The sequence below is a fragment of the candidate division KSB1 bacterium genome, from assembly GCA_034506395.1.
Lineage (GTDB): Bacteria > Zhuqueibacterota > Zhuqueibacteria > Thermofontimicrobiales > Thermofontimicrobiaceae > Thermofontimicrobium.
In genome coordinates, this window is sequence record JAPDPQ010000024.1 from 17,538 (window position 1) to 43,615 (window position 26,078).

Genomic DNA, 26,078 nt, shown 5'->3' on the forward strand with positions numbered 1-26,078 from the left:
TTGGTTATGATAGACGATTACTGATTTGATTTCAGTAATCGTCCTATCTCATTTGCAAAGGGCTGACATGAAGGATTTAACAACAACTGCAATTGAGACTGATTTCCACAATCGATTGATCAACCAATTTTTCCATCCAAATAGTTACTTTTTTCATTGTGTGAAGGGATTGCTGGCTAACCCCTCCCTCCTCAATAATAGTAATCCTCAATTAGCAATAATCCCGCTCATCGCTCGCCTGATTGATTATTTGACTGCGGCAAACGTACCACTTAATGAGCTCCGGGAGATCTCCAAGATCAAAAATTTTGAAAAATTAATCGATGGGCTCAACGAAATACTTTTGGGGTACGATTTTAAATCTATATCACAAGCGCAGATCAGAGCAACAATCGGTGAAATCGCTGCTAATTTTTTAAGGGGCGTATATCAACTTCTGATAGAGGATGAAAAAAGCCGCATCCTTTTAAGCAAATATTTAGATATTAAATCCAAGCTCGTTGAATTGATGGATGAGTCGAATGGCAGAAAAAAGGATAGTTCCACTCTGAGTCCTTTGCGTGAAATAATCAATTCAGATGTTGCGCCGGCCCATGTCAGGGACGTTCATTCAGTTGAAATACAATCGACTGATAAAACCGCGCGCGAAACTGTGACTGACGGCAAAGCGCAATATCAACGTTTTGAGCAACAATTAAACCGGCTTTTAGGACTTATCGCTGAATTGAGAATGACCATCACGTTTGATGCCGATTTTATGCTGATGCGGTCAATAGAGGCTCGGTTCCTTCAATTGCAGCGGCTGGCTGAAAATTACGGGGTGGAACCTATTCGCATCATTGCCGATCGCATGGTACAATTACTTCATGTGTCGTTAAATCAGTTGAGACCAGCAGATCAATCTCTGGTGGAAGTTATCGACATGGCATTAGCTTTGATAGGTCAGCCTGCTGGACGGATCGTAAGCCCCGAAGCACATGCAAAATTTGTTGATCGTTGTAATCAACTACTGATTGAACTAGAATGGTCTCACGGTCATAATAGCGAACTTAATGAGCGAGCCGAACTGCCTTCGGATCGAGTTCGTGACCAGTCTGAACGTTTCAAGATCAATCCCTCTTTATCTCAAAGCAGAGCTGATTCAAATAAATCAAGTTTTAGTTCAATTTTTAATGGCTTTCAAGTTAGAAAAAATCCTTCAGCGGATGTGGCGGAGCTAGATGTTCTGGATGATGACGAGGTAATCCTGCATTTGAGCCATAATATCAAATCAGATTCAACCGAATCGAATCATAGGCATCTTTCAGTTGATGATGATGTGGAATTTGTTGGAGGACAATCAACTAAATTAACCCAGCCACGATCGGAATCGCTTCTACGCGATAATCATGAAATTAATGTCTCCACTGATAAACAGACGCCCTTAGCTGCTGAGATATTGGACTCGTCGAGCCTTTCGAAATCGGAATCGCAGAATCATCGCGCGTCAAAGAGAGACAATAACGATTTGACACCACTATTTCATCAGGAGGCTGATTGGTATTTCAAAGTCTTATTTGCTGCGTTAAAACAATTGAAAAACCAGGAGAAAATTCAGGTAGCACTTGAAGATATTGAGTTGGCGAGTTCTTCGTTAAAGCGCCTGGCGCGAAAATTTGGTATTGATGAAGCGGATCGCTTGCCAGAGCTGATTGAGACGATCAGCATTATTGCGAATCAGAATCTTATTAAATTGCCTCCTTCCATTATTCAGACGATAGAAGATGGAGTCGCGTTACTAAAGGAGTTCGATCGGAATAATTTCGAACAGCATAAATTGTTTGATAAAATTGTAACAGAATTAAAGGAATTCATGGGGTCTGCCATGAGGCGCCTGCCGAAAAGCGATAATTCAATGCCCAACATCAATTGAACCTCACCCCGTACCCAGAGAAACTCCCTTATTGGCAATTGAAAAATTGGAAGCTTCGCACAAAATACTTTTCTCATTTTCTATAGATTGCCAGTAATATTATATCCGTAAATGGTGAATCGATTAATTTAATGGTGACGGGAAAATGGTATCTGAATTATCGAACCAGTTAAGCAACAAGGAGTCGACCTTGAAAGCCAAAGACGAAGAACTTGAGCAGATTTTGAGATCGCATCGCACTGTGATCCGGGTCATAGGAACTGGGGGAGCGGGAAATAATACGCTTACCCGCCTCGCTGAAGTTGGCATCAATGGAGTGGAGACCATTGCGATTAACACCGATGCTCAGTCGCTCTTGCATACTAAGGCGGACAACAAAATATTAATTGGCAAAAATATCTCCAATGGTCTTGGCTCTGGGAGCGATCCCCAAATTGGGGAAGATGCAGCCCGCGAGGACGCAGAGGAGATCAAAAAGAGCCTCGAGGGCAGCGATATGGTGTTTGTGACCTGTGGTCTTGGAGGCGGTACTGGCACGGGCTCAGCACCAGTAATTGCAGAGATCGCCAAGAGCTTAAATGCGCTGACAATATCAGTCGTGACGCTGCCTTTTAGTGAAGAAGGGAGCGCGAGGAAACAGAACGCGATTGCTGGGCTGGAACGACTGCGCGCGAATTCTGATACGGTCATTGTGGTTCAAAACGATAAACTGCTCGACATTGTTCCAGATCTGCCATTAAACGCGGCATTTAAAGTGGCTGATGAAGTGTTAGTCAATGCGGTAAAAGGGATCACTGAATTGGTGACCGAGAAGGGGCTCATTAATCTTGATTTTTCTGATGTCCGATCTGTGATGAAAGATGGTAGCACTGCCATGATCGGTATTGGCGAAAGTGATTCTGAAAACAAAGCTGAAGAAGCTGTGGCTCGGGCGGTCGAAAATCCATTGTTAGATGTAGATATTACCGGAGCGAAAAGCGCGTTAATTCATATCACTGGCGATGAGACAATGTCGATCCGAGATGCTAAAAATATCATTGTCTCCATTGCCAAGAAACTCGCTCCTGATGCCAAGCTGATTTGGGGGGCACGGATCGATGCGAACGCTAAAGGAAAAATCAAAGTGCTGTTGATCGCTACGGGGCTCCAGTCGGATCGCTCTGAACAGCGCGCCGCTTCAACTCCCATGATAGCAGAACCGAAGGCGAGTGTTCCGTCAGCAGCGCCTGCTCCAACAAAGCAGCTCTTTGATATCAAAGATACACCCAAAATTGCAGTTACCCCCGAAGAGACAATTAAAACGGAATTCGAAGAGCCGATGCCACAAGTTAAACCGCAAAAGGTGTTCGATCAGATTTTCCTTGATGAAATCAAGGGCGATTTGCATATATTGAAGGAATCAATTAAGAAGCTTGAAGAAAACAGTTACGATGAAAAGGTATTTCGCAATATCAAAAACGCCTGCATGGCACTTCAGAACTCGGCTCAAATGTTTTCCAACCAGAAATTTGAGGAATTCACGTTATTCATCGGTGAGTTTGTTGAGGAACTATTAACCAAGAAGATTAAAATTACCAATGGATTTCTCCCATATTTTCGGAAAATTCCTAAAATTCTGGACGGGATCATCGCCAATGACAGTGGGGCAATTATCGATGCTCAGCATGTGATCGAAAAATTGACATTATTGATTGATCAACAGGATAATCGTCCCATGCCAAAGCCGAAACCGGCGCGGCCGTTGGAGCGCGAATCGGCTAATATACTTAAAGATGAATTGAAGATCGAGCAAAAGGAAGTCAAAACCAGATTGCGCATGGATGTGAATTGATGGCTGAACCTTTAAGTGAAATTTTGCCAAGGAAACGAATTGCGTGGACATCGGTGCAATAGTTGAAACCTGACTAAATCGTAATTAGAAATAAAAAGGGATCGAGCGGCATTTGATGCCTCACTTGCATCATTTTCTAACGAGTGAACGAGTGAGGCATTTTTTTGCTTAATTTCAAAATGATCGCCTGCAAAAATTGAGATGATCAAGGTAGATTTGTACTTGCGAGGCACTGAATAGGTTGATAATTTGGATTCAGTCAGGCTTTTTTTGAATACGGTTTGAATAAAAACTCACTTTTTTATCTCTTCGACCTCAGGGAGAAACCTGTAAGTCTAAGGATCAAAATATGACCAGGTTCCTCACTTCGTTCGGAATGACATTTTTAATCCAATGGCTTTTTGTTCAGGCACTAAAAATAGCAAGTTCCATAGCTGAAGCCGTATACCATGATCTTTTATCCCCCATTTATTGCTCCAGTTCCTTAAACTCTCCAAGTCTTTTCGTGAAAACAAATAGGACAAGAACTCCCAAGAGAAAATTTCCAGCGAGGATAAGCCAGACGTATTCAGGATGATTCATGGTGCTGAATTGAGAATAGAGCAGAGATGTATAGAAATAGCCGCTCAGCGCACCACCGACTGCAATAGGAAGGAAATTGGAACCCATGTAAAGGCCAGCTTGCTCCTTTGGAGCGATCCAGGTGATGTATTCTTGAATTCGAGGGGAGGCTGTCATCTCACCGATCGCAAAAAGGAAGATGCCAGCGAAGATAAAATTAGGATTCACTACTCGGGCAATGCCAATCATTAACATTCCCAGGGCAGCAATCAGAAGGCCTGTGGAGAAGGTTGGCAATGCTTTGAAACGCTCGGCTATTCTTGATACGATGACTTGAAAGATCATAATGATGTAGCCGGTATGTGAGATCGTCTCGCCGAGAATCCTTCGCACGCCATGCTCATCGACCCGAGAGATGAAGTTGGCAACGGAGCTGCCAAAAATGCTTTTGACGGTTAAATACAGCTGGGCAGTGTCGATTGTGGTATCGACATAAAGAGGACACAAGTTGAAAAATGCCCATAGGGGCAGCCAAAAAAATAGACCAATGATCGCCAAGAACGTAGCGAATTTTAAGTTCGATAAGGCGATGACCAGCTCGTTTAGTTTTGTTTTCAGCGTTGCACCCTCGATTTGCCGAGGAGGCTCTTTATAGAAAAAGATGGTAATTAGCAACATGAGGATGACCCCGGACGCAGCAGCCAGGAATGCGTAGTTCCAGGAGAGCACGCGCAATTTGCCCGCGATAATGGGACCGAACGAAGCACCGATATTCACCATTGCATAAAAAATGCCGAAACCAAGGGTCTTATTGGTCTTATCGGTTACGCTTCGCACTGTTCCAGAGATCAATGGCTTAAATATCCCTGCGGCCAAAGCGATGCTTAGCATCGTGAGCAAAACACCAGAAAAGGATTTCAAGATGATAAGCAACAAAATCGATGGCAAATAGGCAAGGTAAGAAACGATTAAAATTTTCTTAAAACCGAATCGATCAGCAAAGCTGCCAGAAATAACTGGTATTACATATGAAAAGAACAAGAAGATACTCTGAACTGTACCTAAACGCGAGGCTTCAAACTTGAGAACCGTCGTCATATAGATACCGAAACCTACATAGATGCCGTAATAGGCAAACCGCTCCAGAACTTCGATAAGATTGGCGACCCAAAAAACCTTCGGAAAAGGCGTTCTTTTTTCCATCATTCCCTCTTAGCTAATTCGATACATTCTCCATTGGAGGTCGATCATAACTGAATTTTATGGCAGCACAAGTCGTTCTGTTTTAGTACAAATGGAGTTCATCAATAGTTAATTTTAACCTAGGGCAATGAGATCGATGTAATGAAACGTGAGAGCAAATGAGTTGAATTAAGAGAATTCTATAGTTGTCGCGCTAAGGAGTTCGATCAATGAAAATACTGAGGCCCTATGCATAGAACATCCGAAAATAGGCGAGGGCATCAGCAATGGTGCGAGTAATCTGAAGGATCTGGTCCAGGCGGCAGATACTGAATACCTCCTGGATTTTTTCATTTGGGTTGACGTAGATGATCGTGCCACCTTCGCGCCTGGCAGCCCGATAACAGTTGATGAAATTCGCGATCCCAGCAGAACAAATATAAACCAGTTCCGATAAATCAACAATAAAATCGATGGTTTTGGCAGCCAGAAATTTGTCGATGAGTTCCTTGAATTTTGTGACTTCGTTCTGATAAATTTTGTCTTTCAATTTGATCAGGCAAATTCGATTTTCAAGCATGGTATAGCTAATTGATGCGCTGTGCTCCTGAGTCATCACACCTGAGTCACCTAGCAACTCATTTAATTTGGGTTTAAGCTCTGGTGGTTGATCCACATCGAGCATGTGAAGTTCCTTGAGTTTGAACTCAGTGGGCAGCATGCACGAAATGGTCATTCGATCGTTGGCATGCAGCACATTGATGGTGATTCCTTTTTTGGTCAACATAGTGAGGAAATGATCTTCAGAGTATTGGGTGATGTTTCTGGTCCGAAATTCTGGGCGATCTGGCTGCTCAGTGGAGATCAAAATTCCGTTTTTGACTCGATCCAATTTGAGCAAGATAGTGTCTTCTGGCTGTAGATTTCCATGTTTGAACACATTGTCCAGCATCTCGTTGGCGATCCAATTGACCGCAATTTTGGTGTTCTGGAACAATTGCTGATTATCCAGAAACTCCTCAAGATAATCATGAAGATCATCGAAATAGTCGTGATCATACGCATTCAATTTGATACTAAGGATATTCTCTTTGACGCGACTTTTGCGGATGTCGCTCAGAGTAAGTGTGGATGGGGTAGAATCAATTCGCTCTAATGGGGTGTTGTCCAAAAAGTCGCAGCTCGGATCGATATATTGATAGATAGGGACGACCACATTGTGTTTGACAGTGAAATCGCCCAAGAAGATCATTTTGCCATCATATTTTTTATAATTATTTAAGTCCTCGAAAACGCGTTTATGCATCAGGATTTTGCCATGAGCGCCCAGGCTGGTGATGCGCTCAGCCAAATTAATCCCCCGACCGACAATATTTTTCTTGTTGTTGACATCCAACACGATGGAATCCACATTGGTATTTAACCCAATTCGAAGCTTAATCGGCCAATAAGTCGATTGATTGTATTTGGCCAAAATTTCTAGGACGGCCAGAGCGGTTTTCAGATGAATGTCAGGCTCTGGCTTAATGTAATTTAGAATCAACCCATCGCCTGTTGGCAATGCAATGACATCTTCCATCAGTCGGGCATTCAGCTTATCAAGGCAGCTTCGAATGATGCGCGTTAATTGAGCATGGCACTCGTACTGATTAATGGGCTGTAATTTCGAGTAGCCGATAATATCACAAAAAAAGATTTTATTATGAAATGGAATAGGCTCCATGTTTGAAAGATCGCTCATATCCCACACTCGATATAACTGATAAATATCGCACAGGAGTCCATGTGCTTTGCAGATCTTACATAATGATTTACGTCAACGATTTTGATGATCGCCAACGTTGCCCTCGTTTTGTGTTGATTGGATCGTAATTCAACCCCAGTTTAAGCGTGGTAACAATAACAATAAATATTGAAAAAAGCAAGAAAATTTTCAATTCAATATGAATCACAATTTACTTGTCAATCGATGGTTTATAATCATAAATGCGAATCTGAAATTGATGCAAAATCTGGTAGAAATTTTAGCTTGCATCTTTGCGGTAAGTTTTGTATATTTGAGAAACAAAATTTTCATACCAATTTAAAACAATGACGATGATTATCACATATCACTTGAGGGAGTTGTCATCGGTTAAAAGCAATCTTGTTACTGATGCGATAATAAATCTGTGGAGCCAAACCAATTGTTGGCTAATTGAGAGAATTGTGTGCTGTAAAAAGTGTACCAGAGAGCAGTTGACCTGGTACACTTTTTTTTGATATAAAATGATTGTTTGCGATCGGAAATAATGCTGATCGAATAACAGATTTTATGAAATAATCGATTATGCAGTTGAAATACGAGTTAGGGGTAGGAAGAAAACAGGGAATTGGAGGGAGGCAAAAAATCAATTAGCGGGGTTTCGAGATGGGAGGAAGGGGATTTATGTGCTTTTTCAAATGAAGGGGGTGTGAATTTTATTTCGCTGACGAATTGTTATGGAGGCATAATACAAAATGGAACTTTATAAGCTAGTGAAGCTTCAAAAAATAGACACGCGGCTAATGGAATTAGAGGCGATGAAGGGAAATCTTCCTGAGCAGGTTGAAGAGCTGAGAGAAAGACTCGCCAAGTTGCAGGCGGATTTGGTGCGCACCAGAACTGAGCTGGAAGAAACAAAAAAGCAAAGTCGCAATGCGGATTTGGAGCTTCGCACATTAACCGACAAGCTTAAAAAGCATCAAGACCAGCTTTACAGTGTAAAAACCAATAAAGAATATGATGCGATCACCGTTGAGATTGAGAATTTTGAGAAACAGATTGAGGTGACAGAGCTTAGAGGGGTTGAGTTATTAGAGAAAGTTGACCGGCTTGCTAAAGAAGTGACCGGTCTGGAGCAGCAGGTCGCTGAATTCAGTCGAGCACTGAACGAAAGGGAGCAGGAGCTTCAGCACCGGCTGGCTGAGACCAATGCTGAGCACGAACAACTGATGGCGAGGCGGGATGCGCTGGTTTCAAACCTTGATCGGAGATTATTTGCCAGTTATGAGCGGATTCGAAAAGGGCGCAACGGAACCGCGTTAGCTGAGGTTGTAAACTATACTTGTAGTGCCTGCTATGCCACGATACCAGCACAAACAGTGGTGGAAGTCCGCAAAATGGATCGGATAATTAATTGCGAAGTTTGTGGTCGAATTTTGGTGATTACCAATGAACGGCTGGAAAAACGATTGAGCATAGATGCCGAAAGCGCAGTTTGATTTATTGAGCGATAGCGGATTTGCATAGGGTTGGCTTCATCATTCCAAAGTAAGGCAGACGATCGCGTTCGTCCGCCACAGGGCGGACGGATGAGGAAAGTCCGAACTCCACAGGGCAGGACGCCTCATAACATGAGGGAGGAGTGATCCTACGGAAAGTGCCACAGAAAAGATACCGTCCGCCAGTCGGCGGATAAGGGTGAAAAGGTGGGGTAAGAGCCCACCGGTCCACTGGTAACAGGGGACGCACGGTAAACCCCGTCCGGAGCAAGACCAAATAGGAGAGGAGAAGTGGCCCGCTTCGCTTGACTCTCGGGTAGGTCGCTTGAGGTCCATCGTGAGGTGGATCCCAGATGAATGATCGTCCTCGACAGAATTCGGCTTATGACTTGCTTTGGTTTGATGAAGCCCCATTTTTATTGCTGAAGGTGAGGTTGATTAAATGAATTTAAAGTGGGTTCTGCTAAATGAATATGACAAAGAAACGGTCGATCGATTTGCACAGCAGTTACATATCCCACCTATTTTCTCAAAGATCCTATTGAGCCGCGGAATTGACACTTATGAGAAAGCGTGGTTATTTTTCCGTGGCAATTTGACTCACCTGCATGACCCATTTCTGCTCAGAGATATGAATAAAGCCGTGCAACGGATTCTCCGAGCGATCCAGCAGCAAGAACGCATTTTGATCTATGGGGATTACGATGTTGATGGGATCACTGCTGTTTCAATGCTTTATTTGCTGTTAAAACAAATCGGTGCAGATGTCCACTTTTATATTCCCCATCGGATTCGAGAGGGATATGGGATTTCTTTGGCTGGGATTGAAGAGGCAGCTCGGCTTGGTACTCGGCTGATCATTTCAGTGGATTGTGGCGTCACCGCTGTCCGAGAGATCGAATATGCCCAACAATTAAACATGGATGTTATTGTGAGCGATCATCATGAGCCTGGAAAGCGGTTGCCCCAAGCATACGCCATGTTGAACCCAAAATGCCCCGAGTCGAACTATCCGTTTCATGAATTAGCAGGGGTTGGCGTTGCTTATAAATTGGCCCAGGCGTTGGCTCAAGCTTTGGATTTAGATGCTTCGATAATCGAAGATTTCGTCGATCTGGTTGCAATTGGCAGCGCCGCCGATATTGTGCCATTGGTTGATGAAAATCGGATTTTCGTGAAAGAGGGCCTGAAACGCCTCAATCAAACAACCCGACCAGGGCTGAAAGCGCTGTTACAGGTAGCTGGATTGCTGAACAAACCAATTAGCACCGGTCAGATCGTCTTCATTATCGCGCCGCGGATCAATGCGGTAGGACGGATGGGAAACGCCGAGCGGGCCATTGAACTGTTCACCACGCAAGATCATGACCGAGCGCTCGAGATCGCCAATTTGTTCGAAACCGAAAACCGGCAACGAAAGAATATCGATGAAGAAACCTTCAAAGCGGCGCAGCAGATCATCGAGGATAATTATGATTTATCCAGCTATTACAGTTTGGTCGTCGATCAGGTAGGATGGCACCCAGGAGTGATCGGGATTGTGGCCTCGCGATTGGTAGAAAAATATTATCGTCCCACTGTGATGATCTCAGTAGATGAGAATATCGGCAAAGGTTCGGCGCGAAGCATTTCCGGTTTCGATATCTACCTGGCGCTCAAACAATGTGAAGACTTGCTCATCGGTTTTGGCGGCCATAAATACGCAGCCGGCCTGACAATTGCTCGGGACAAAATCGATGCGTTCCGTCAACGCTTTAACGAAATATCGCAGCAACAGCTTACCGAGGATTTGCTATGCCCGAAACTCAGAATCGATGGAGAGATCCGATTAAGCGATATCAATGCCACTTTTTACAAATTTCTCAAACTACTGGCACCATTTGGTCCTCAAAACATGCGCCCTGTATTTTTGTCTCAAAAGCTTCAAGTGATTGGTACGCCAACCATAGTGGGGAACAATCACTTAAGGTTTAAAGTAAGACAGGATGGCATCGTGATGGATGCGATTGGTTTCAATTTGGGCGACCTTGTTTATCGGATTGAGCCTGGAGCGAACAATCTAGACATGGCATACGTTATAGAGGAAAACACCTATTTGGGACGAACCACATTGCAATTACGGGTAAAGGACTTGAGGTAAGCTTTCGCCAAATAATTCAATTTGAATAAATCTTTATTCGATTGACACGCGACGGTTTCAATTGAATTCTTGAGAGGGGTCAATGAATCGAATCAGAACGCTTGTGATTTTTAGCTTATGTGTCCTGCTGGTGAATTGTTCAAAAAAAGATAAGGGATCTTCCACGCATGCAAAAGTTAGCTTTGCTGACTCGACGGTGGTAGCGATCGTGAATGGGGAGGCGATTCATTATGATGATGTCAAACAAGTCATCAGCCAATTTTTAAATCAATTGGGCAAAGACGTAAATCAGTTTCAACATCTTGCCTCCGATACCATGCTTTGGAATGATGCACTGGACTGGATGATTTCCCTGAAGCTATTGACGCAGGAGGCCAAACGGCTCGATATCAAAGCAGATAGCAATGAGGTGAGGCTTGCCCTGAGCAATATTAAGCGAAGATTTCCGAATGAGCAAAAGTTCTTTGAGGCGTTACAGCAGTCGAATCTCACTTTGGAGCAATTTCAAATCAATCTTGCCCAGGAGCTGACAGTTCAGAAACTATTAGAACAACAGATTGCTTCTCAGATCAAGGATGTCACGGATGACGAAGCGCTCAAATATTATCAGGACCATGGGGAGGAGCTGATGCAACCGGAACAAATCCGAGTGCATCATATTTTGTTTAAGGTGTCTGAAACTGCTGATCCTGAGAAAGTCAAGGCGGTAGAGGCCAAGGCACAACGGGTGTTGGACCGGATCAAAAAAGGGGAGGATTTCGAGACGCTAGCCCGACAATATTCGGAAGATCCAGCTTCTGCACTCCGCGGTGGGAATATTGGTTTCTTTTCACGGGGAGATATGATAAAGAATTTCGAAGACGCCGCATTTGCCCTGAAGGTAGGGCAGGTGAGCGATCTGGTTCGAACCCAATTAGGCTTTCATATTATCCGATTAGACGAGCGGAAAAGCAGCCAGAAAATGCCATTCGAAGAAGTAAAACTTGCCATTAAAGCTCGGCTCAAGCAAGAGCAGTCCAATGCACTGTTTCAGCAGTATGTCGCGGCACTCAAATCCAAGGCAGAAATCAAGCTTCGCGGCAAAGCATAAGGCGAAATCAGAACATATTGAGCGATTCAGGTTAAAAATCATTTGTGTTTGTTGCATCGAATGAAATCTGAAAAAAGAATGCGATTCCTGCGAATTCAGAAATCTGATAACTTGGGTCGCTCATTGATCTAAATTCGGTCATAGTGCTCATTTTGTCGAAGACAATTTCTATGTCTTATTTCCGTTATTTTGAAAAAAATTCCTGCTGCCGAAATGTACGGGGCTTAGTCGAATCATCTTTCCTCAAAATTTCTTGGTTATCCTCATGGCAAATCGTTCCCTTCAACGCAAATCAAATTGATCAACCTTTATTGTTTGGGCTCACCTCCAAAAGAAATCAGCAGATTTGCACCAATATACAAACTCACCCAAATTATAACTCTAACCAAAGGAGCATTTTATGAAGCCAGAAGATGAACGAGGTAAGATATGGTTTAATGGGAAGTATGTTGATTGGTGGGATGCAAAAATTCATGTGATGTCGCATTGCGTGCATTATGGAACGTCAATTTTCGAAGGCATGAGGTGTTATGAAACGCAAAAAGGTTCGGCGATTTTCCGACTGCATGATCATATCAAACGGTTTTTTGATTCAGCCAAAATTTATCGGATGGATATTCCATTTTCGATGGCGGAAATCGAGCAAGCTTGCGTTGATATTGTCAGAGTGAATCAATTGAAATCTGCTTATATTCGGCCTTTGGTGTTTCGGGGTTACAACACATTAGGGGTAGATCCTTCAGCTTGTCCAGTGGAAGTGGTCATTGCGGTATTGAACTGGGGGGCCTATCTTGGGGAGGATGCATTGACAAAAGGGGTCGATGTTCGGGTTTCCTCGTGGCATCGGATGCATCCCAATACTCATCCTGCGCTCGCCAAGACCGGGGCGAATTATATGAACTCCCAGTTGATCAAATGGGAGGCAAAAATTGACAATTATGCGGAGGGAATTGCATTATCCAGTCAAGGATTTGTGAGCGAAGGAAGCGGAGAAAATATTTTTTTGGTTCGCAACAACGAGATTTTTACCCCAACTGTGGGCTCATCAATTTTGCCGGGAATTACTCGCGATTCCGTATTTAAGATTGCGCGGGAATTGGGTTATGAAGTGAAAGAGATGTTGATTCCTCGCGAGATGCTTTACATTGCAGACGAGCTGTTCTTTACTGGAACAGCGGCTGAGGTTTCACCGATCCGATCAGTAGATAAGATTGTAATTGGGAGTGGCACAGTTGGACCGATTACAAAACAGATTCAGAATCGTTTTTTTGAAATTGTGAGAAGCGGAAACGATGGCGGCTATAATTGGCTGACCTTCATCAATTGATTTGCCAGTACTTTTTGATATCGCGTCATTGAAAGAGGGAACGAAGCGACGAGACCATCTTATCAAACTTGAAAATCTAAAATGGAAAATATTATCCAAAAATTGCCCCACGAAACTCACGAAAGGACACGAAAATTATTCTTTGCGATCGCACTTTAGCATCAATTTGTGTTTTTCGTGGGGCAAAAATTTGTTGCATGTATCGCTTGAGTTCATTTTAGAAATGCGGGTATAATTTTACAAAATGACTAGATTTTTTTGCCCGGAACAAACTTGACTATTGATTGTAGAATCCCAAAAATTATAGACGACGATCAAAGATTATGAGCTCGCGAAGACGCGCACGAGAATTAGCAGTTCAGGCGTTATATGCGCTTGAGCTATCGCAAAACCCAGTTGATGAGGTCAAACAAGATGTGATTGAGCAGCAAAATGATGCCGTAGCGGTGAAGGCTTTTGCTGAACAGCTCTTCACCGCGACGGTGGAGCATTGTAGCGAACTGGACGAAATCATCAAACACAAGGCTGTCAATTGGGATTTTGAGCGAATAGCAATATTAGATAAGCTGATCCTCAGGCTGGCGATCTGTGAATTTCTTTACTTCGAAGATATTCCGCCGAAAGTGAGCATTGATGAGGCGATCGAAATCGCTAAAAAGTTCAGCACTGCCAAAAGTGGTCAATTCGTGAATGGGATTCTGGATGCTGTGCTTTTGGAACTCCGATCCACCAATCGCCTGCACAAGACCGGTCGAGGGTTGATTGAGACCACCAGCCAATAGCTGAACTTTATGGATATTGATCAGTATAAAAGCTATACTTGATGCGAATTGTTTCGAGATTTTGGTAGGGAGAAGCAATGCTGGAAAAAATTTTGACCCTCATATTTGGCAGCAAACATGAGCGGGACATAAAGCGGATTAGACCGATTGTGGCTGAGATTAATGAATACTATCAACAATTTCATGAATTGTCGGACGATGCGCTTCGATACAAGACTATCGAGTTTAAACGTCGAATCCAGGAGCGAGTCAGCGATATTCAGGATCAGATTTATGATTTGCAGCAACAATTGCGTGAGGATGTGGACAGCGATGTCCCGATCGATACCGAGCGGATTAGAGAGGAAATAAAGGCATTAGAGAAAGAAGAGAAAGAAGCTATCGATGAAGTGCTTCTCGAGTTGATGCCCGAGGCTTTTGCTGTGGTCAAGGAAGCGTGCCGTCGCTTGGTGGGGCATTCCTGGTCAGTGAGCGATATTCCGATTACCTGGGACATGGTGCCATTTGATGTGCAATTGATCGGTGCAGTAGTATTACATGAAGGCAAGATAGCCGAGATGGCAACTGGCGAGGGCAAAACGCTGGTAGCGAGCTTGCCGTTGTATCTTAATGCCTTGGTTGGCAAGGGTGCACATCTGGTGACGGTCAACGATTATTTAGCTCGACGCGATTGCGAATGGATGGGCAAGATTTATGAGACGCTTGGCTTGGCGCCGGCATTTATTACTAACGATATGAATCCATCGCAGCGCCAAAAGGCATATAATGCGGACATCACCTATGGCACTAACAACGAGTTCGGTTTCGACTATCTGCGGGACAATATGGCCATTCGGGTGGAGGATGTGGTGCAACGGGGGCATTATTATGCCATCATCGATGAGGTGGATTCCGTCCTGATCGACGAAGCACGGACCCCATTGATCATTTCCGGTCCAGTGGAGCATTCAACGCAGCGCTTCGATGAAGTGAAGCCGCGAGTAGCCCAATTGGTCCGCAGCCAAACCAATCTGGTCAATAAATTGATCGCTGAGGCGGAACATCTGCTTGAGCAAGGGGAAGAATATGAAGCTGGGAAGAAGTTACTCCAGGCGAATCGGGGTGCCCCCAAAAACAAGCGGCTGATTAAGGTGCTTCATGAGCCTGGGGCCAAAAAACTGATCCATCGCGTTGAAATGGATTATTTGCGAGATAAGCGCCTGCACGAATTGGATGAGGAACTCTACTATTCGATCGATGAGAAGACGCATGTCATTGACCTGACCGAGAAAGGTCGGGAGGCTTTGTCTCCCAATGATCCTTCCATGTTCGTATTGCCAGATTTAGCGACAGAGCTGGAGCAAATAGACAAGGACCCAAATCTTGATGAGGCGGCAAAACAAGAGGCCAAATCGCGGGTGCAAGCTGAATACGCAGAGAAGAGCGAACGCATTCATAATATCACCCAATTGTTACGGGCATATTCGCTGTATGAGCGCGATGTCGAATATGTCGTCACCGAGGACGGGAAAGTGGTGATTGTGGACGAGTTCACTGGCCGATTGATGCCCGGACGCCGATATAGCGATGGGCTGCATCAGGCGATTGAGGCGAAAGAAGGGGTGAGGATCGAGCGCGAGACCCAAACATTAGCCACGATTACGCTGCAAAACTTTTTCCGGCTGTACCAGAAGCTGGCGGGAATGACTGGTACCGCAGAGACAGAGGCGCATGAGTTCTGGCAGATCTACAAGCTGGATGTGGTTGTAATTCCGACCAATGAGCCAGTGCGTCGGATCGACTATAACGATCAGATCTATCGCACCAAGCGAGAGAAATATAATGCAGTGATTGCAGAGATCGAAGAAATGCATCGCAAGAATCGACCAGTGCTGGTAGGGACGATTTCGGTTGAGGTCTCTGAAACATTGAGCCGAATGTTAAAGCGAAAGGGCATCAAGCATTCGGTGCTGAACGCTAAATATCATAAAGAAGAAGCCCAGATTGTGGCCAAAGCGGGGCAACCTGGGATGGTGACTATTGCTACCAATATGGCGGGTCGCGGGACCGACATCAAGTTAGGCAAAGGAGTTGTTCTCTGCGATGGGGGCTGTTATCTGGTTGATGACAATGGTCGGCCCATCCCAAAAGACCTCGATCTGAGCCAATGTGAGGCGGATGTACCGTGTGGCCTTCACATCATTGGCACAGAGCGGCATGAATCGCGCCGGATCGATCGACAACTGCGCGGCAGAAGCGGTCGGCAGGGCGACCCTGGTTCATCTCGGTTTTATCTCTCGTTAGAAGATGATCTGATGCGGCTATTTGGCTCGGAGCGCATCGCCAGCGTAATGGATCGCCTCGGGGTTCAAGATGGCGAGGTCATCCAGCATCCGATGATCAACAAATCTATCGAACGCGCGCAGAAACGCGTCGAGATGCACAACTTCGAAATTCGGAAACATCTGCTGGAATATGATGACGTGATGAACCAACAGCGCGAAGTAATCTATAAGATGCGGTCCAATGCTTTAAGAGGGGAAAATCTCAGAGATGTGATCCTCGACATGATCGACCAGATTGTTGAGGATCGTGTAGAATTGCATGTTGGTGACCAGAAATACGTCGAGGATTGGAATTGGGCCGGGCTGAACAAAGACCTGCAACGCTTCTTTTTGCTCAGCCCGATGTATCACGATGGGAGTGAAGTTCCTCCAGGGTTGACCAAAGAACTGCTGATCGAGCAAATCAAGGAGAAGGCTCGTGCCAATTACGCGCTGCGTGAACGGACGATTGGCAAAGCGAATATGCGAAAGCTGGAACGGCTGGTCATGTTGCAACAGATTGATATCGAATGGCGAGACCATTTGTATGAGATGGATCAATTGAAAGAGGGGATTGGATTACGGGCTTACGGTCAGAAGGACCCGCTAATTGAATACAAAAGTGAAGGTTTTCGCGCCTTCACTGACATGTTGGCCCGCATCAACGAAGGCGTGGTAGAACTGATTTTCAAGGCGCAGATTCGCGATCAATCTCAATTTGTCCCACGCCGTCGGCCGCGAGTGTTGAGTGAAGTCCATGATTCTAGCGCTGGGATGGGATTTCGCACCGCAGCCGCCACCGCCTCCGCTGCTGGTCAACAGACATTGCCGCAGCAGCCAGCTCCAGGCAAAAAAGTCCCAGTGGTGGTCGGTCCCAAAGTGGGACGAAATGACCCCTGTCCTTGTGGCAGCGGCAAAAAATATAAAAAATGCCATGGTCGTTGAGATTTATTCGAAAATATGAGAGCATCAATTCGAAACCACGAAGCCAGAGCTTCGCGGTAATTCCCATTGGAAAATACTCGCGTCCTATATCCAGAAATATTGGAAGGCGATTTCACCAAATTTCTAATTGGGCCGATGAATGTTCAATGCACTGTTCTGATAAATAAAATTTTCTTGTTTCGAAGAAAAAACGCTTGCATTCAGCAGCTTTGTTGTCTATATTCTCATAAGTTTTTTATATTGGTAAGCTCGAATTGATTATGATTCAAAGCACCATCACCAATTGAGCGAAAATGGATGAGTGGGATCGGTGGTTTCTGAAAATCTGAAAAAAACGGGCATTGACCTGCTGGGGATTGACAAAACGAGTGAGAGAAATTCAAGACGTAGCGCGAAGAGCTTTTTAATTGCGCTGCTCATTAAATGTTTGTAATAACGCTTGCTTTTGAAAGAAATAATGCTATATTAAAGCAAACCCCAATAGGAGATGAGAATCAGCCCGAAGAAGCAGAAGGAGTGAGGAAAAAATGAATGAGCGCATATTGGAAATCGTAGCTTACATTGTCAATGCGATGCAATCCAGCTTAGATGATGCGCTGTTTGGCCATATTGAGAATCTCTCTCAAGCATTGATGGAACAAGGCTACACGGAGAATGAGATCAATTCTGCTTTTTCCTGGCTGATTGAAAAAATGCCTTCAGAAGCTGATTCAAATCTAACCAACGAATCGAATTCTGCTGACTATGGCGTTCGCACATGGCACAGTTTCGATCCTCCCCCGCTTTCCCCGGCTGGCAGCAATGCCCCAATTCAATTGCGCGAATTAGATATTATCGGAGACGAAGAAATCGAACAGATCTTGGCTCAAACGTTGAAGCGCGGCAGGCAAGGGATTTCCATTGCGGAGATTAAGGCATTGGTATCCAGCTTGGTTTTCACCACGGATCCGCTCATTGATGGTTCGTTTTTTGTCTACAATAAAAACAATCAAGTTCACTAATTTGATAACGTGTGTTTCCATATATGGCGCAATCTCTTGTCATTGTTGAATCCGTTGCTAAGACCAAAACGATTAAAAAGTTTTTAGGGAAAGATTACGAGGTTATCCCTTCCGTCGGGCACATCAAAGATCTCCCGAAGCAACAATTAGGGGTGAATATCGAGGATGGTTTTGAGCCGAAATATATCACCATTCGGGGCAAGGGCAAAATATTAAATGAAATGAAGAAGGCGGCGGAAGTGGCGGATCAAGTTTATATTGCCACAGACCCAGATCGTGAAGGGGAGGCTATTGCCTGGCATATTTACGAAGAGCTCAAACTAAAGAACGATCGGATCAAGCGAATTCTCTTCAATGAGATTACGGAGCGGGCGGTATTAGCAGCGATCCAAAATTCACAGTCTATCGATATCAATAAAGTCGAAGCGCAAAAGGCCCGTCGGGTGATGGATCGGTTGGTCGGTTACCAAGTAAGTCCGATCCTTTGGCAGACAATCTATCGCGGCCTGAGTGCCGGCCGGGTCCAATCGGTGGCATTGCGATTAATCGTTGAGAGAGAGCGCGAAATCCTTGCTTTTGTCCCACAGGAATATTGGACGATCACGGCCAAACTTCGGGGTGAAAAAACCGAGCCATTCTTGTCCAAACTGATCAAAGTGAATGGCAAAAAAGTTGATATCAAAAACCAGGAAGCGGCTCAAAGAATAGTAGAAGACCTGCGCAACAAGGTCTTTGTTATCAAAGCGATCACCAAAAAGGAGATAAGTCGCAAGCCAGATGCTCCGTTTACTACCAGTACCCTGCAGCAAGAAGCCGCCAAGCGATTGGGTTATACATCCAAACGCATCATGCTTATTGCCCAGCAGCTTTATGAAGGGATTGAATTGGGCGAAGAGGGGAGCATCGGTCTAATTACATACATGCGAACGGACTCGACACGGATCGCTGATGAGGCGATCACCGCTGCCAGAGAATATATCGCGACCAATTACGGCCTTGAATATCTCCCTAAAGAGCCAAGAATTTACAAAACCAAAAAAGGAGCCCAAGATGCCCACGAGGCAATTCGACCTACCTCAATGAAGCGCGAGCCCCGCAAGATCAAAAAATATTTAACCGCTGAACAATACAAATTGTATGAATTGATCTGGAACCGCTTCATCGCCTGCCAGATGAGCGATGCGAAATTGGATCAGACGACAATCGACATTGATGCAGGCATCCTTGTTCAAAATGAAGTCAAAGCGGATTATCAATTCAGAACCACTGGTTCGGTAGTCAAATTCCGTGGCTTTTTACAAGCTTATGGGGATTATATTGAGAACGGGAAGGAATCGGAACCTCCAGATGAGTTGGAAGACGTTCAGCAATTTATTCCGAAACAATTGCGTGTCGGCGAAATACTAACGCTGATCGATCTATTGCCCAACCAGCATTTTACCAAACCACCCGCGCGATATACGGAGAGCAGTCTGGTGAAGGAGCTGGACAATCTGGATATCGGTCGTCCCAGTACCTATGCCCTGATTATCAGCACTTTATTGGCGCGGAAGTATGTCCAAAAAAATGGACGGCAACTTGTGCCGACCGAATTGGGGTTTACGGTGAACGATATTTTGATCCAGCATTTTCCATCGATATTCAATGTAAAATTTACAGCGCAAATGGAGGCTGAGCTGGACAAGATCGAGTCGGCAGAGAAGGACTTTCGCGCAGTCATGAACGATTTCTATCATCCATTCAGCCGCGCCCTTGAGCAGGTCAACTCCAAAAAGGAGGTCATCCGAGAGGCCTTGATGCAGGATACGGCGGAGTATTGTCCGGAATGCGGCAAGCCCCTGGTCATTCGATGGGGACGAAATGGTAAATTTATCGGATGCAGCGGCTATCCCGAATGTCGCTATACCCGACCGATCGAACAAGACCAGATGCAAACCGATCAGAAGTGTGATAAATGCGGTAAGCCTATGGTCGTTAAACAGGGACGCTTCGGTCGATTCTTGGCCTGCTCTGGCTACCCTGAATGCAAAAATATTAAACCTTTTTCCTTAGGGATTCGCTGTCCCAAGGAGAATTGTGATGGCATGATTGTCGAGCGGAGGACGCGCCAGGGCAAGGTTTTCTATGGTTGCAGCAGATACCCGGATTGCGATTTTGCTACCTGGTATCAGCCCATCGCCATTGAGTGCCAAAATTGCAAATCCCCTTATCTTGAGCAGCGCCAATCGCAAAAAGAGGGAACTTATCTCTATTGTCCAAAATGCAAGACCAAGTATGAAGAAAGTGCAGACAGTGAATAGCTCCCCCATTGCTTCCAATTGGGATCATATGATTGACCAATTTTTTCATTCAATGAGCACCGAGCGAGTTTATTCGGAAGATACGCTAACTGCTTATGGGATAGATTTGCGACAGTTTATCGGTTTTTTAGAGGAGCGTTTTGGACCAACGATTGGGCCCGAGGCGATCACGAAACAGATCCTGCGCCAATTTTTAGCGAACCTTAAAGCCCGGGGCTATCAATCCAGCAGCATTAATCGCAAAATCGCTTGCCTGAAATCGTTCTTCGGTTATCTGCATCGTCATCGTATCATATCAAAAAATCCAGCCAGCGGAATATTTTCGCTGAAGGCCATGAAGAAAATTCCTGTGACGTTAACTTATCAGCAAATCAAACAAGCCTTGACCCTGCCAGATACCAATACCCCTATCGGTTGTCGTGATGCTGCAATTATTGAGCTGTTTTATGGAACAGGCATTCGCTTACGAGAGTTAGCGAATCTGAAGCTATCCGATTTGGATTTTGCCAATGGGGTAATTCGAGTATCCGGCAAGGGGAACAAACAGCGATTAGTTCCTTTCGGAGAATTGGCTAAAATTGCACTAAAAGATTATTTGGAGGTGAGAGCAGAATTCCTAAAAAAAAGCATAACGAGAACAGTGAGCTCTTTATTCCTGAATAAGCATGGGCATCCATTATCGCGACGCGGCATCGAGCGAAGGGTAGAAAAGTACTTGCAACAGGTCGCTGCAACTGGTACCCATCCCCATGCGCTTCGGCATTCTTTTGCTACGCATTTACTGGATGGTGGCGCTGACTTAATGGCTGTGAAAGAATTGTTAGGCCATTCCAGTTTGGCCGCTACTCAAATTTATACCCATGTTTCAAAGGAACGACTCAAAGAGATTTATCGGTTAGCCCATCCACGTGCTGATCGAGATTAAAATCATCCCTTTCTTGTGCAGTTTCACTTCAATTTTAATTCATAAGGAGGCTTCCTATGAGAATCAATTTCACCGCCCGTCATTATAAGTCTTCCCCAAGACTTAAAGAATATGCTCAAAATGAAGTATCCCGATTGGAAAAATTCTACGATGGGATCGTTAGTTGTGACATCATATTGGATTATCAGAAGGAGATTCAAATTGCGGAACTAAATGTAACCGTTTACGGGCAGGTCTTAACAGTGATTGAGAAATCGGATGATATTTATAAATCGATCGATATGGCCGTGCAAAAGATGGAGCGAAAGCTAAAACGTTATAAAGAGAAAAAATTTCAGCAATACGCAAATAGCAAGCCCACAGTTTAATGGTTAGTGGTCTGGCGGTTCCTCATTTGAGGCGAAATTGTGTTGGCTTGTGACTGCGGGCGTGTAACCCGAATTCGATGGGTCGATCGCTGGCAGTGCTGCAGTGCGAAGGAAATCAATATTCGACTAAATCGGCCTGCCAGCGATCGACGCACAATATCGGCTATGATCCGCAAAAATATGGTCAAGTCGCTATGGCTATGAACGAATTAACCGTTGAAAAACTTTATGAAGACAATCGGAACCGACTTAAGTTGACAGTCTTGAATGACTGCTTCAGTTTTCATAAAAAGATCAAAGAGAAAGAAGTCCATCGCCCTGGTCTGGCGCTCAGTGGTTTTGTTGACGTTTTTACCTTCAGGCGAGTTCAGGTCATTGGCAATACGGAGCTGGCGTTTTTGGAGACACTGACTCCAACCAAGCTCGAATCCAGTCTCAGAAAAGTTTTCGAGTTCGATATCCCATGCATCATTATCACTGAAAATAATCAGCCTCCAGATCAATTTGTTGCGATTGCCAACGAGAAGAAGATCACGATTCTTCGGAGCAGTTATTCCACCACTCATGTCATTCAGATGCTTAGCAACTATCTGGAAAGGGAATTTGCTCCGACCAAGACGATCCATGGATCGTTGGTCGATGTTTATGGCGTGGGTGTGCTGATCACTGGTAGGAGCGGAATTGGCAAAAGCGAGGTGGCCTTGGACCTGGTCGAACGCGGCCATCGGCTGGTGGCTGATGATGTGGTATATTTGAAGCGGCATCCTGAAGGCATCCTGATCGGCTATTGCAGCGAAGCCCTCTTGCACCACATGGAGATTCGGGGGATCGGTATCATTGATGTTTGCAGCATATTCGGCGTCCATGCCGTTCGATTTCAGAAACGGGTTGAAGTGGAGATCCATTTAGAGGATTGGGAGGAAGGTAAAGATTATGATCGCACTGGATTAGAAGAGTACTATTCGACTTATTTGGACGTACAAATCCCTGTGGTAAATTTGCCGATTTTCCCTGGCAAGAACATAACAGTTCTGGCGGAGGTGATCGCCCAGAATCATTTGCTCAAAATTTATGGGCAGCATACGGCGAGAGAATTTAACGAGAAATTGAAAGAGCGCATCAAAGCAAGCACCACTTTGAAAGATTATCTTTTTTATGACACAGAATAATCAAAGCCATCTGGAGAACGAATTGAGACAACTATGATCGGTGGAATTATACTTACTCATGGTACCATTGGTGAGGCACTGCTGGAAGCAGCATCGTCGATTCTCGGCGAGGTAAATGATGCTTACGCCTTGTCCACGGCAACGTTGTCGATGCAGCGCTTGAACATAGAATTGAAGCAGATTCTTTCAGAACGCCAATGGTCTGGAGGGGCAATTATCATGGTGAGTCTTATGGGAGGAAGTTGCTGGAATTCAGCAGTCGCCGTTGCTCGACAATTGCCTCGGATCGAAGTGGTGTCTGGCGTGAATTTATCGATGCTGCTTTCTTTTTTTACAAAGCGAGATCGCTATGAGATTTCAGAATTAGCGGATATCATCAAAGAGGATGGCATTCGGGGAATTTGCAAATTTGTCATTGGATCAGATTAAGTGGTGGAAGTGTTATGCCTTTGGTGTTAGTTCGAATTGACGATCGCCTCATTCATGGCCAGGTGGTGGTTGGATGGGGTTTGCAGCTTAAGCCTGATCGGATTGTGCTCTGTAATGACGCCATTGCCGAATCGCCATGGGAACGAGAAATCTACATGGGAACAGAGGCCAGTGCTCCATATCCCTTGAAGGTTTCTGTCCTTAGCATTCAAGAGACGGTTCAATTAATTCAAGACGACGAGATCCAGCGTGAGCGCATCATTTTATTGGTCGAAACGCCGCAGGATGTTTTGGAGCTGGCAAAGGCTGGTCTGGAAATTAAAAAAATAAACGTTGGGGGAATGCACTATCGGCCTGGCAAACGTCGCATTGCTCCTTATATCTTCGTCGACGATGAGGATATTGCCTGCTTCAAAGCCATCAGCGCGATGAAGATCGAGCTGGAAGGCAAAGAAGTACCAGGGAGCAAAAGCATCAATATCATTCAAGCAATTGGTGCGATAGAACAAGGATCTGGAACTTAATCTCGATAAAAAAAATATTGACTTTTATTGTAAAATGTATTATCTTTAGGCCCGAAAAATAACGTTGGCGCTTTAGCTCAGTCGGTAGAGCAACGGACTGAAAATCCGTGTGTCCCCAGTTCGATTCTGGGAGGCGCCACAGAAAAAGCCGTTACATCGCGCGTGTAACGGCTTTTTTATTACAGCCCTATTCGATCCTGTTAACCAAAACCAAATGGCTTTGCGATATCGCGCCTTTTGATTCAAGCTTTCAGAAACAATGAATCGTTTCGTATCCGATTAGCTCAAAAATTGGTTAAGATACAGCGAACCGTGGGGGCGAATGCTCAGCACCAGGGCCTTACCGGTCCCGTAAATGGACTCAATTAACTGAATATAGTCGGTCACGGCACTAATTGGCAGGAATACCTGGATGGTGCCAGCAAATCCACCTCCATGAACGCGGCAGGCGCCTTCGCCAAGATCGGAGATAAATTTTTCGGTTACCGCTAATGCTAATGCCACGCCTTGTTCACGGATGTTTTTCGTCGTATAGATATTTTGCAGCCATTTGAATGACGAATTGCCCGATTCATTGACCAGCATTAAAAATCGCTTGAAATCTCCTTTTTCCAATGCCGAAACTTGCTCCAACACTCTGGTATTATCGCCTATAAAATGGATCGCCCTGAGAATTGCCCGGTCGCCGACCCGCGATCGAATTTCATTGATTTTAGCGATCAAATCGTGATAGCGAATCTGGCGACAGACTTCTGCACCTAACTCACGAGCAACTGCTTTCATTTCTTGAGGCACTGCGGCGTATTCGTCGGTCAGATCGGCATGATTCCCACCGGTATCTACTACCAGTAAGCTGTAGTTCTGCGAGGCAAAATCGAAATGAACTTTGCGCACTGTTGGCTCTTTGGGGTTCAAAAAATCAATGGTGATGATCCCTCCGACAGCACACGTGGTTTGATCCATCAGGCCGCATGGCTTGCCAAAGTACTCATTCTCAGCATATTGGCCGATGAGGGCAATGGTTTGAGCCGGGATCGAATTGTTATTGAACAAAGAGTTGAAAATCGTCCCGATCAATACTTCAATGGAAGCGGAGGAGCTCAATCCAGAGCCCGGCAAAACATCGCTGGTTACCACGGCGTTGAACCCACCGATATGAAAGCCAGACTGTTTAAATCTGGCAGCAATACCGCGAATCAGCGCCGAAGTAGTACCAACCTCCCGAGCTACTTTATCCAGTTGATCCAAGTTCACCACGAATGGTTGTGGATAGCCTTCGGAATGAACTGTCACTGTATTGGTCTGATTGATCGCCGCAACAGCGATGGAATCCAGATTTACGCTTGCAGCTAACACTCGGCCATGGTTGTGATCGGTGTGGTTTCCTCCGATCTCCGTTCGACCCGGAGTGCTGAACAGATGAAGATCGGTTTGATGGAACATCTGATTGAATTTTTCAATCAAGCTGTCGAATCGCTTGATCTTCGACTGGATCACCAAGTCATCCCGGGTACAATAAATCTCTTTAAAAACTGATCTCAAGTTTTGAAGTGTCGAAATCATAATTTTATCCCACAATTTGAAATAAAAAGGAACTAACTTATCCGCCTCACATCAAGCAAATATCATCAGCGACGAAGCAAACGGACCAAATTCAAATTTCAAAACGAGGCCGTATCGCACCAAAAAATCCTTGTGAATGATAATTTTTTGATCATGAACTTCGGATAATTATAGCAGATTAATTTGCATCAATCTTCATCCGATGACCAGCACCACTCAATAATGGACGAGTGGTGCTGGCCTCAATAACCTTTCAGTTTGAATTGGACGACCGGTACGCTTTAATTGATGGAACTAAAAAAGCGAGCCCAACGGCCAGCATAATCGCACCCCACCATAAGCTGGGATTGATATTGGATAGCACTGTTTTTTGTTGTGGGTAAAAAATATAATAGACGCCGGTCGATAGAATGATTGCTCCTAATAACGTCAGCATGACGCCGACAAAAAACCAGATGGATAACATTTTTTGTTCTGACATAA

Annotated in this window: 19 protein-coding genes, 1 tRNA gene and 1 other RNA gene; 17 read left to right on the forward strand and 4 right to left on the reverse strand. The window is 44.8% G+C overall.

Annotation, left to right across the window (positions count from 1 at the left end):
* Positions 1–67: 67 nt before the first annotated feature.
* A complete protein-coding gene (locus ONB37_14385) occupies positions 68–1,912 on the forward strand; it encodes a hypothetical protein (protein ID MDZ7401347.1) in 1,845 nt (614 codons plus the stop codon).
* A gap of 190 nt (positions 1,913–2,102) precedes the next feature.
* The gene (ftsZ, locus tag ONB37_14390) at positions 2,103–3,743 is read left to right on the forward strand and encodes a cell division protein FtsZ (protein MDZ7401348.1); all 1,641 of its coding nucleotides are present in this window, start codon (positions 2,103–2,105) and stop codon (positions 3,741–3,743) included.
* A gap of 468 nt (positions 3,744–4,211) precedes the next feature.
* On the opposite strand, the gene ONB37_14395 is transcribed toward ftsZ, so the two are convergent.
* Entirely contained in the window at positions 4,212–5,507 is a 1,296-nt protein-coding gene (locus tag ONB37_14395) for an MFS transporter (protein ID MDZ7401349.1), read from the reverse strand.
* Between the two features lie 226 nt (positions 5,508–5,733).
* Entirely contained in the window at positions 5,734–7,227 is a 1,494-nt protein-coding gene (locus ONB37_14400) for an STAS domain-containing protein (GenBank protein ID MDZ7401350.1), read from the reverse strand.
* Between the two features lie 758 nt (positions 7,228–7,985).
* Between ONB37_14400 and ONB37_14405 the strand changes: the two genes are divergently transcribed.
* The 15 genes from ONB37_14405 (at position 7,986) to ONB37_14475 (ending at position 24,171) form a co-directional block, all read left to right on the forward strand.
* Entirely contained in the window at positions 7,986–8,729 is a 744-nt protein-coding gene (locus ONB37_14405) for a C4-type zinc ribbon domain-containing protein (GenBank protein ID MDZ7401351.1), read from the forward strand.
* A gap of 46 nt (positions 8,730–8,775) precedes the next feature.
* Positions 8,776–9,129: RNase P RNA component class A (gene rnpB / locus ONB37_14410), an RNA gene on the forward strand.
* A 42-nt stretch (positions 9,130–9,171) separates the two neighbouring features.
* Complete coding sequence (gene recJ, locus ONB37_14415) at positions 9,172–10,869, forward strand: single-stranded-DNA-specific exonuclease RecJ (GenBank protein ID MDZ7401352.1); 1,698 nt, start codon at positions 9,172–9,174, stop codon at positions 10,867–10,869.
* 82 nt (positions 10,870–10,951) lie between these two features.
* Positions 10,952–11,959: a peptidylprolyl isomerase gene (locus tag ONB37_14420; GenBank protein ID MDZ7401353.1), complete on the forward strand. Its 1,008-nt coding sequence runs from the start codon at positions 10,952–10,954 to the stop codon at positions 11,957–11,959.
* 400 nt (positions 11,960–12,359) lie between these two features.
* Entirely contained in the window at positions 12,360–13,286 is a 927-nt protein-coding gene (locus ONB37_14425; GenBank protein ID MDZ7401354.1) for a branched-chain amino acid transaminase, read from the forward strand.
* 323 nt (positions 13,287–13,609) lie between these two features.
* The gene (gene nusB / locus ONB37_14430) at positions 13,610–14,068 is read left to right on the forward strand and encodes a transcription antitermination factor NusB (GenBank protein ID MDZ7401355.1); all 459 of its coding nucleotides are present in this window, start codon (positions 13,610–13,612) and stop codon (positions 14,066–14,068) included.
* A 77-nt stretch (positions 14,069–14,145) separates the two neighbouring features.
* Positions 14,146–17,316, forward strand: coding sequence for a preprotein translocase subunit SecA (secA, locus tag ONB37_14435; protein MDZ7401356.1), 3,171 nt, complete (start codon positions 14,146–14,148; stop codon positions 17,314–17,316).
* Between the two features lie 527 nt (positions 17,317–17,843).
* On the forward strand, positions 17,844–18,317 hold the full coding sequence (locus tag ONB37_14440; GenBank protein ID MDZ7401357.1) for a DUF494 family protein: 474 nt from the start codon (positions 17,844–17,846) through the stop codon (positions 18,315–18,317).
* A 23-nt stretch (positions 18,318–18,340) separates the two neighbouring features.
* A complete protein-coding gene (topA, locus tag ONB37_14445) occupies positions 18,341–20,617 on the forward strand; it encodes a type I DNA topoisomerase (protein MDZ7401358.1) in 2,277 nt (758 codons plus the stop codon).
* On the forward strand, positions 20,592–21,542 hold the full coding sequence (locus ONB37_14450; protein MDZ7401359.1) for a tyrosine recombinase XerC: 951 nt from the start codon (positions 20,592–20,594) through the stop codon (positions 21,540–21,542). The genes topA and ONB37_14450 overlap by 26 nt, the downstream gene beginning before the upstream one ends.
* A gap of 56 nt (positions 21,543–21,598) precedes the next feature.
* Positions 21,599–21,910, forward strand: coding sequence for a ribosome-associated translation inhibitor RaiA (gene raiA, locus ONB37_14455; protein ID MDZ7401360.1), 312 nt, complete (start codon positions 21,599–21,601; stop codon positions 21,908–21,910).
* 77 nt (positions 21,911–21,987) lie between these two features.
* Positions 21,988–23,079, forward strand: a complete 1,092-nt coding sequence (hprK, locus tag ONB37_14460) for an HPr(Ser) kinase/phosphatase (protein MDZ7401361.1) — start codon at positions 21,988–21,990, stop codon at positions 23,077–23,079.
* 33 nt (positions 23,080–23,112) lie between these two features.
* Entirely contained in the window at positions 23,113–23,508 is a 396-nt protein-coding gene (locus tag ONB37_14465) for a hypothetical protein (protein ID MDZ7401362.1), read from the forward strand.
* A gap of 14 nt (positions 23,509–23,522) precedes the next feature.
* Entirely contained in the window at positions 23,523–24,032 is a 510-nt protein-coding gene (locus ONB37_14470; GenBank protein ID MDZ7401363.1) for a PTS sugar transporter subunit IIB, read from the forward strand.
* Between the two features lie 66 nt (positions 24,033–24,098).
* Positions 24,099–24,171, forward strand: a tRNA-Phe gene (locus ONB37_14475).
* Positions 24,172–24,311: 140 nt separating this feature from the next.
* On the opposite strand, the gene ONB37_14480 is transcribed toward ONB37_14475, so the two are convergent.
* Positions 24,312–25,595, reverse strand: a complete 1,284-nt coding sequence (locus ONB37_14480; GenBank protein ID MDZ7401364.1) for a galactokinase — start codon at positions 25,593–25,595, stop codon at positions 24,312–24,314.
* A gap of 253 nt (positions 25,596–25,848) precedes the next feature.
* On the reverse strand, positions 25,849–26,076 hold the full coding sequence (locus tag ONB37_14485; protein ID MDZ7401365.1) for a hypothetical protein: 228 nt from the start codon (positions 26,074–26,076) through the stop codon (positions 25,849–25,851).
* Positions 26,077–26,078: the final 2 nt, after the last annotated feature.

Excerpts from the sequence above, each read along its gene's own strand:
- ONB37_14385 (MDZ7401347.1), top strand. The coding sequence starts at position 68 with ATGAAGGATTTAACAACAACTGCAATTGAGACTGATTTCCACAATCGA.
- ONB37_14395 (MDZ7401349.1), bottom strand. The coding sequence starts at position 5,507 with ATGGAAAAAAGAACGCCTTTTCCGAAGGTTTTTTGGGTCGCCAATCTT.
- ONB37_14400 (MDZ7401350.1), bottom strand. The coding sequence starts at position 7,227 with ATGAGCGATCTTTCAAACATGGAGCCTATTCCATTTCATAATAAAATC.
- ONB37_14405 (MDZ7401351.1), top strand. The coding sequence starts at position 7,986 with ATGGAACTTTATAAGCTAGTGAAGCTTCAAAAAATAGACACGCGGCTA.
- recJ (MDZ7401352.1), top strand. The coding sequence starts at position 9,172 with ATGAATTTAAAGTGGGTTCTGCTAAATGAATATGACAAAGAAACGGTC.
- ONB37_14420 (MDZ7401353.1), top strand. The coding sequence starts at position 10,952 with ATGAATCGAATCAGAACGCTTGTGATTTTTAGCTTATGTGTCCTGCTG.
- ONB37_14425 (MDZ7401354.1), top strand. The coding sequence starts at position 12,360 with ATGAAGCCAGAAGATGAACGAGGTAAGATATGGTTTAATGGGAAGTAT.
- nusB (MDZ7401355.1), top strand. The coding sequence starts at position 13,610 with ATGAGCTCGCGAAGACGCGCACGAGAATTAGCAGTTCAGGCGTTATAT.
- secA (MDZ7401356.1), top strand. The coding sequence starts at position 14,146 with ATGCTGGAAAAAATTTTGACCCTCATATTTGGCAGCAAACATGAGCGG.
- ONB37_14440 (MDZ7401357.1), top strand. The coding sequence starts at position 17,844 with ATGAATGAGCGCATATTGGAAATCGTAGCTTACATTGTCAATGCGATG.
- topA (MDZ7401358.1), top strand. The coding sequence starts at position 18,341 with ATGGCGCAATCTCTTGTCATTGTTGAATCCGTTGCTAAGACCAAAACG.
- ONB37_14450 (MDZ7401359.1), top strand. The coding sequence starts at position 20,592 with ATGAAGAAAGTGCAGACAGTGAATAGCTCCCCCATTGCTTCCAATTGG.
- raiA (MDZ7401360.1), top strand. The coding sequence starts at position 21,599 with ATGAGAATCAATTTCACCGCCCGTCATTATAAGTCTTCCCCAAGACTT.
- hprK (MDZ7401361.1), top strand. The coding sequence starts at position 21,988 with ATGGGTCGATCGCTGGCAGTGCTGCAGTGCGAAGGAAATCAATATTCG.
- ONB37_14465 (MDZ7401362.1), top strand. The coding sequence starts at position 23,113 with ATGATCGGTGGAATTATACTTACTCATGGTACCATTGGTGAGGCACTG.
- ONB37_14470 (MDZ7401363.1), top strand. The coding sequence starts at position 23,523 with ATGCCTTTGGTGTTAGTTCGAATTGACGATCGCCTCATTCATGGCCAG.
- ONB37_14480 (MDZ7401364.1), bottom strand. The coding sequence starts at position 25,595 with ATGATTTCGACACTTCAAAACTTGAGATCAGTTTTTAAAGAGATTTAT.
- ONB37_14485 (MDZ7401365.1), bottom strand. The coding sequence starts at position 26,076 with ATGTCAGAACAAAAAATGTTATCCATCTGGTTTTTTGTCGGCGTCATG.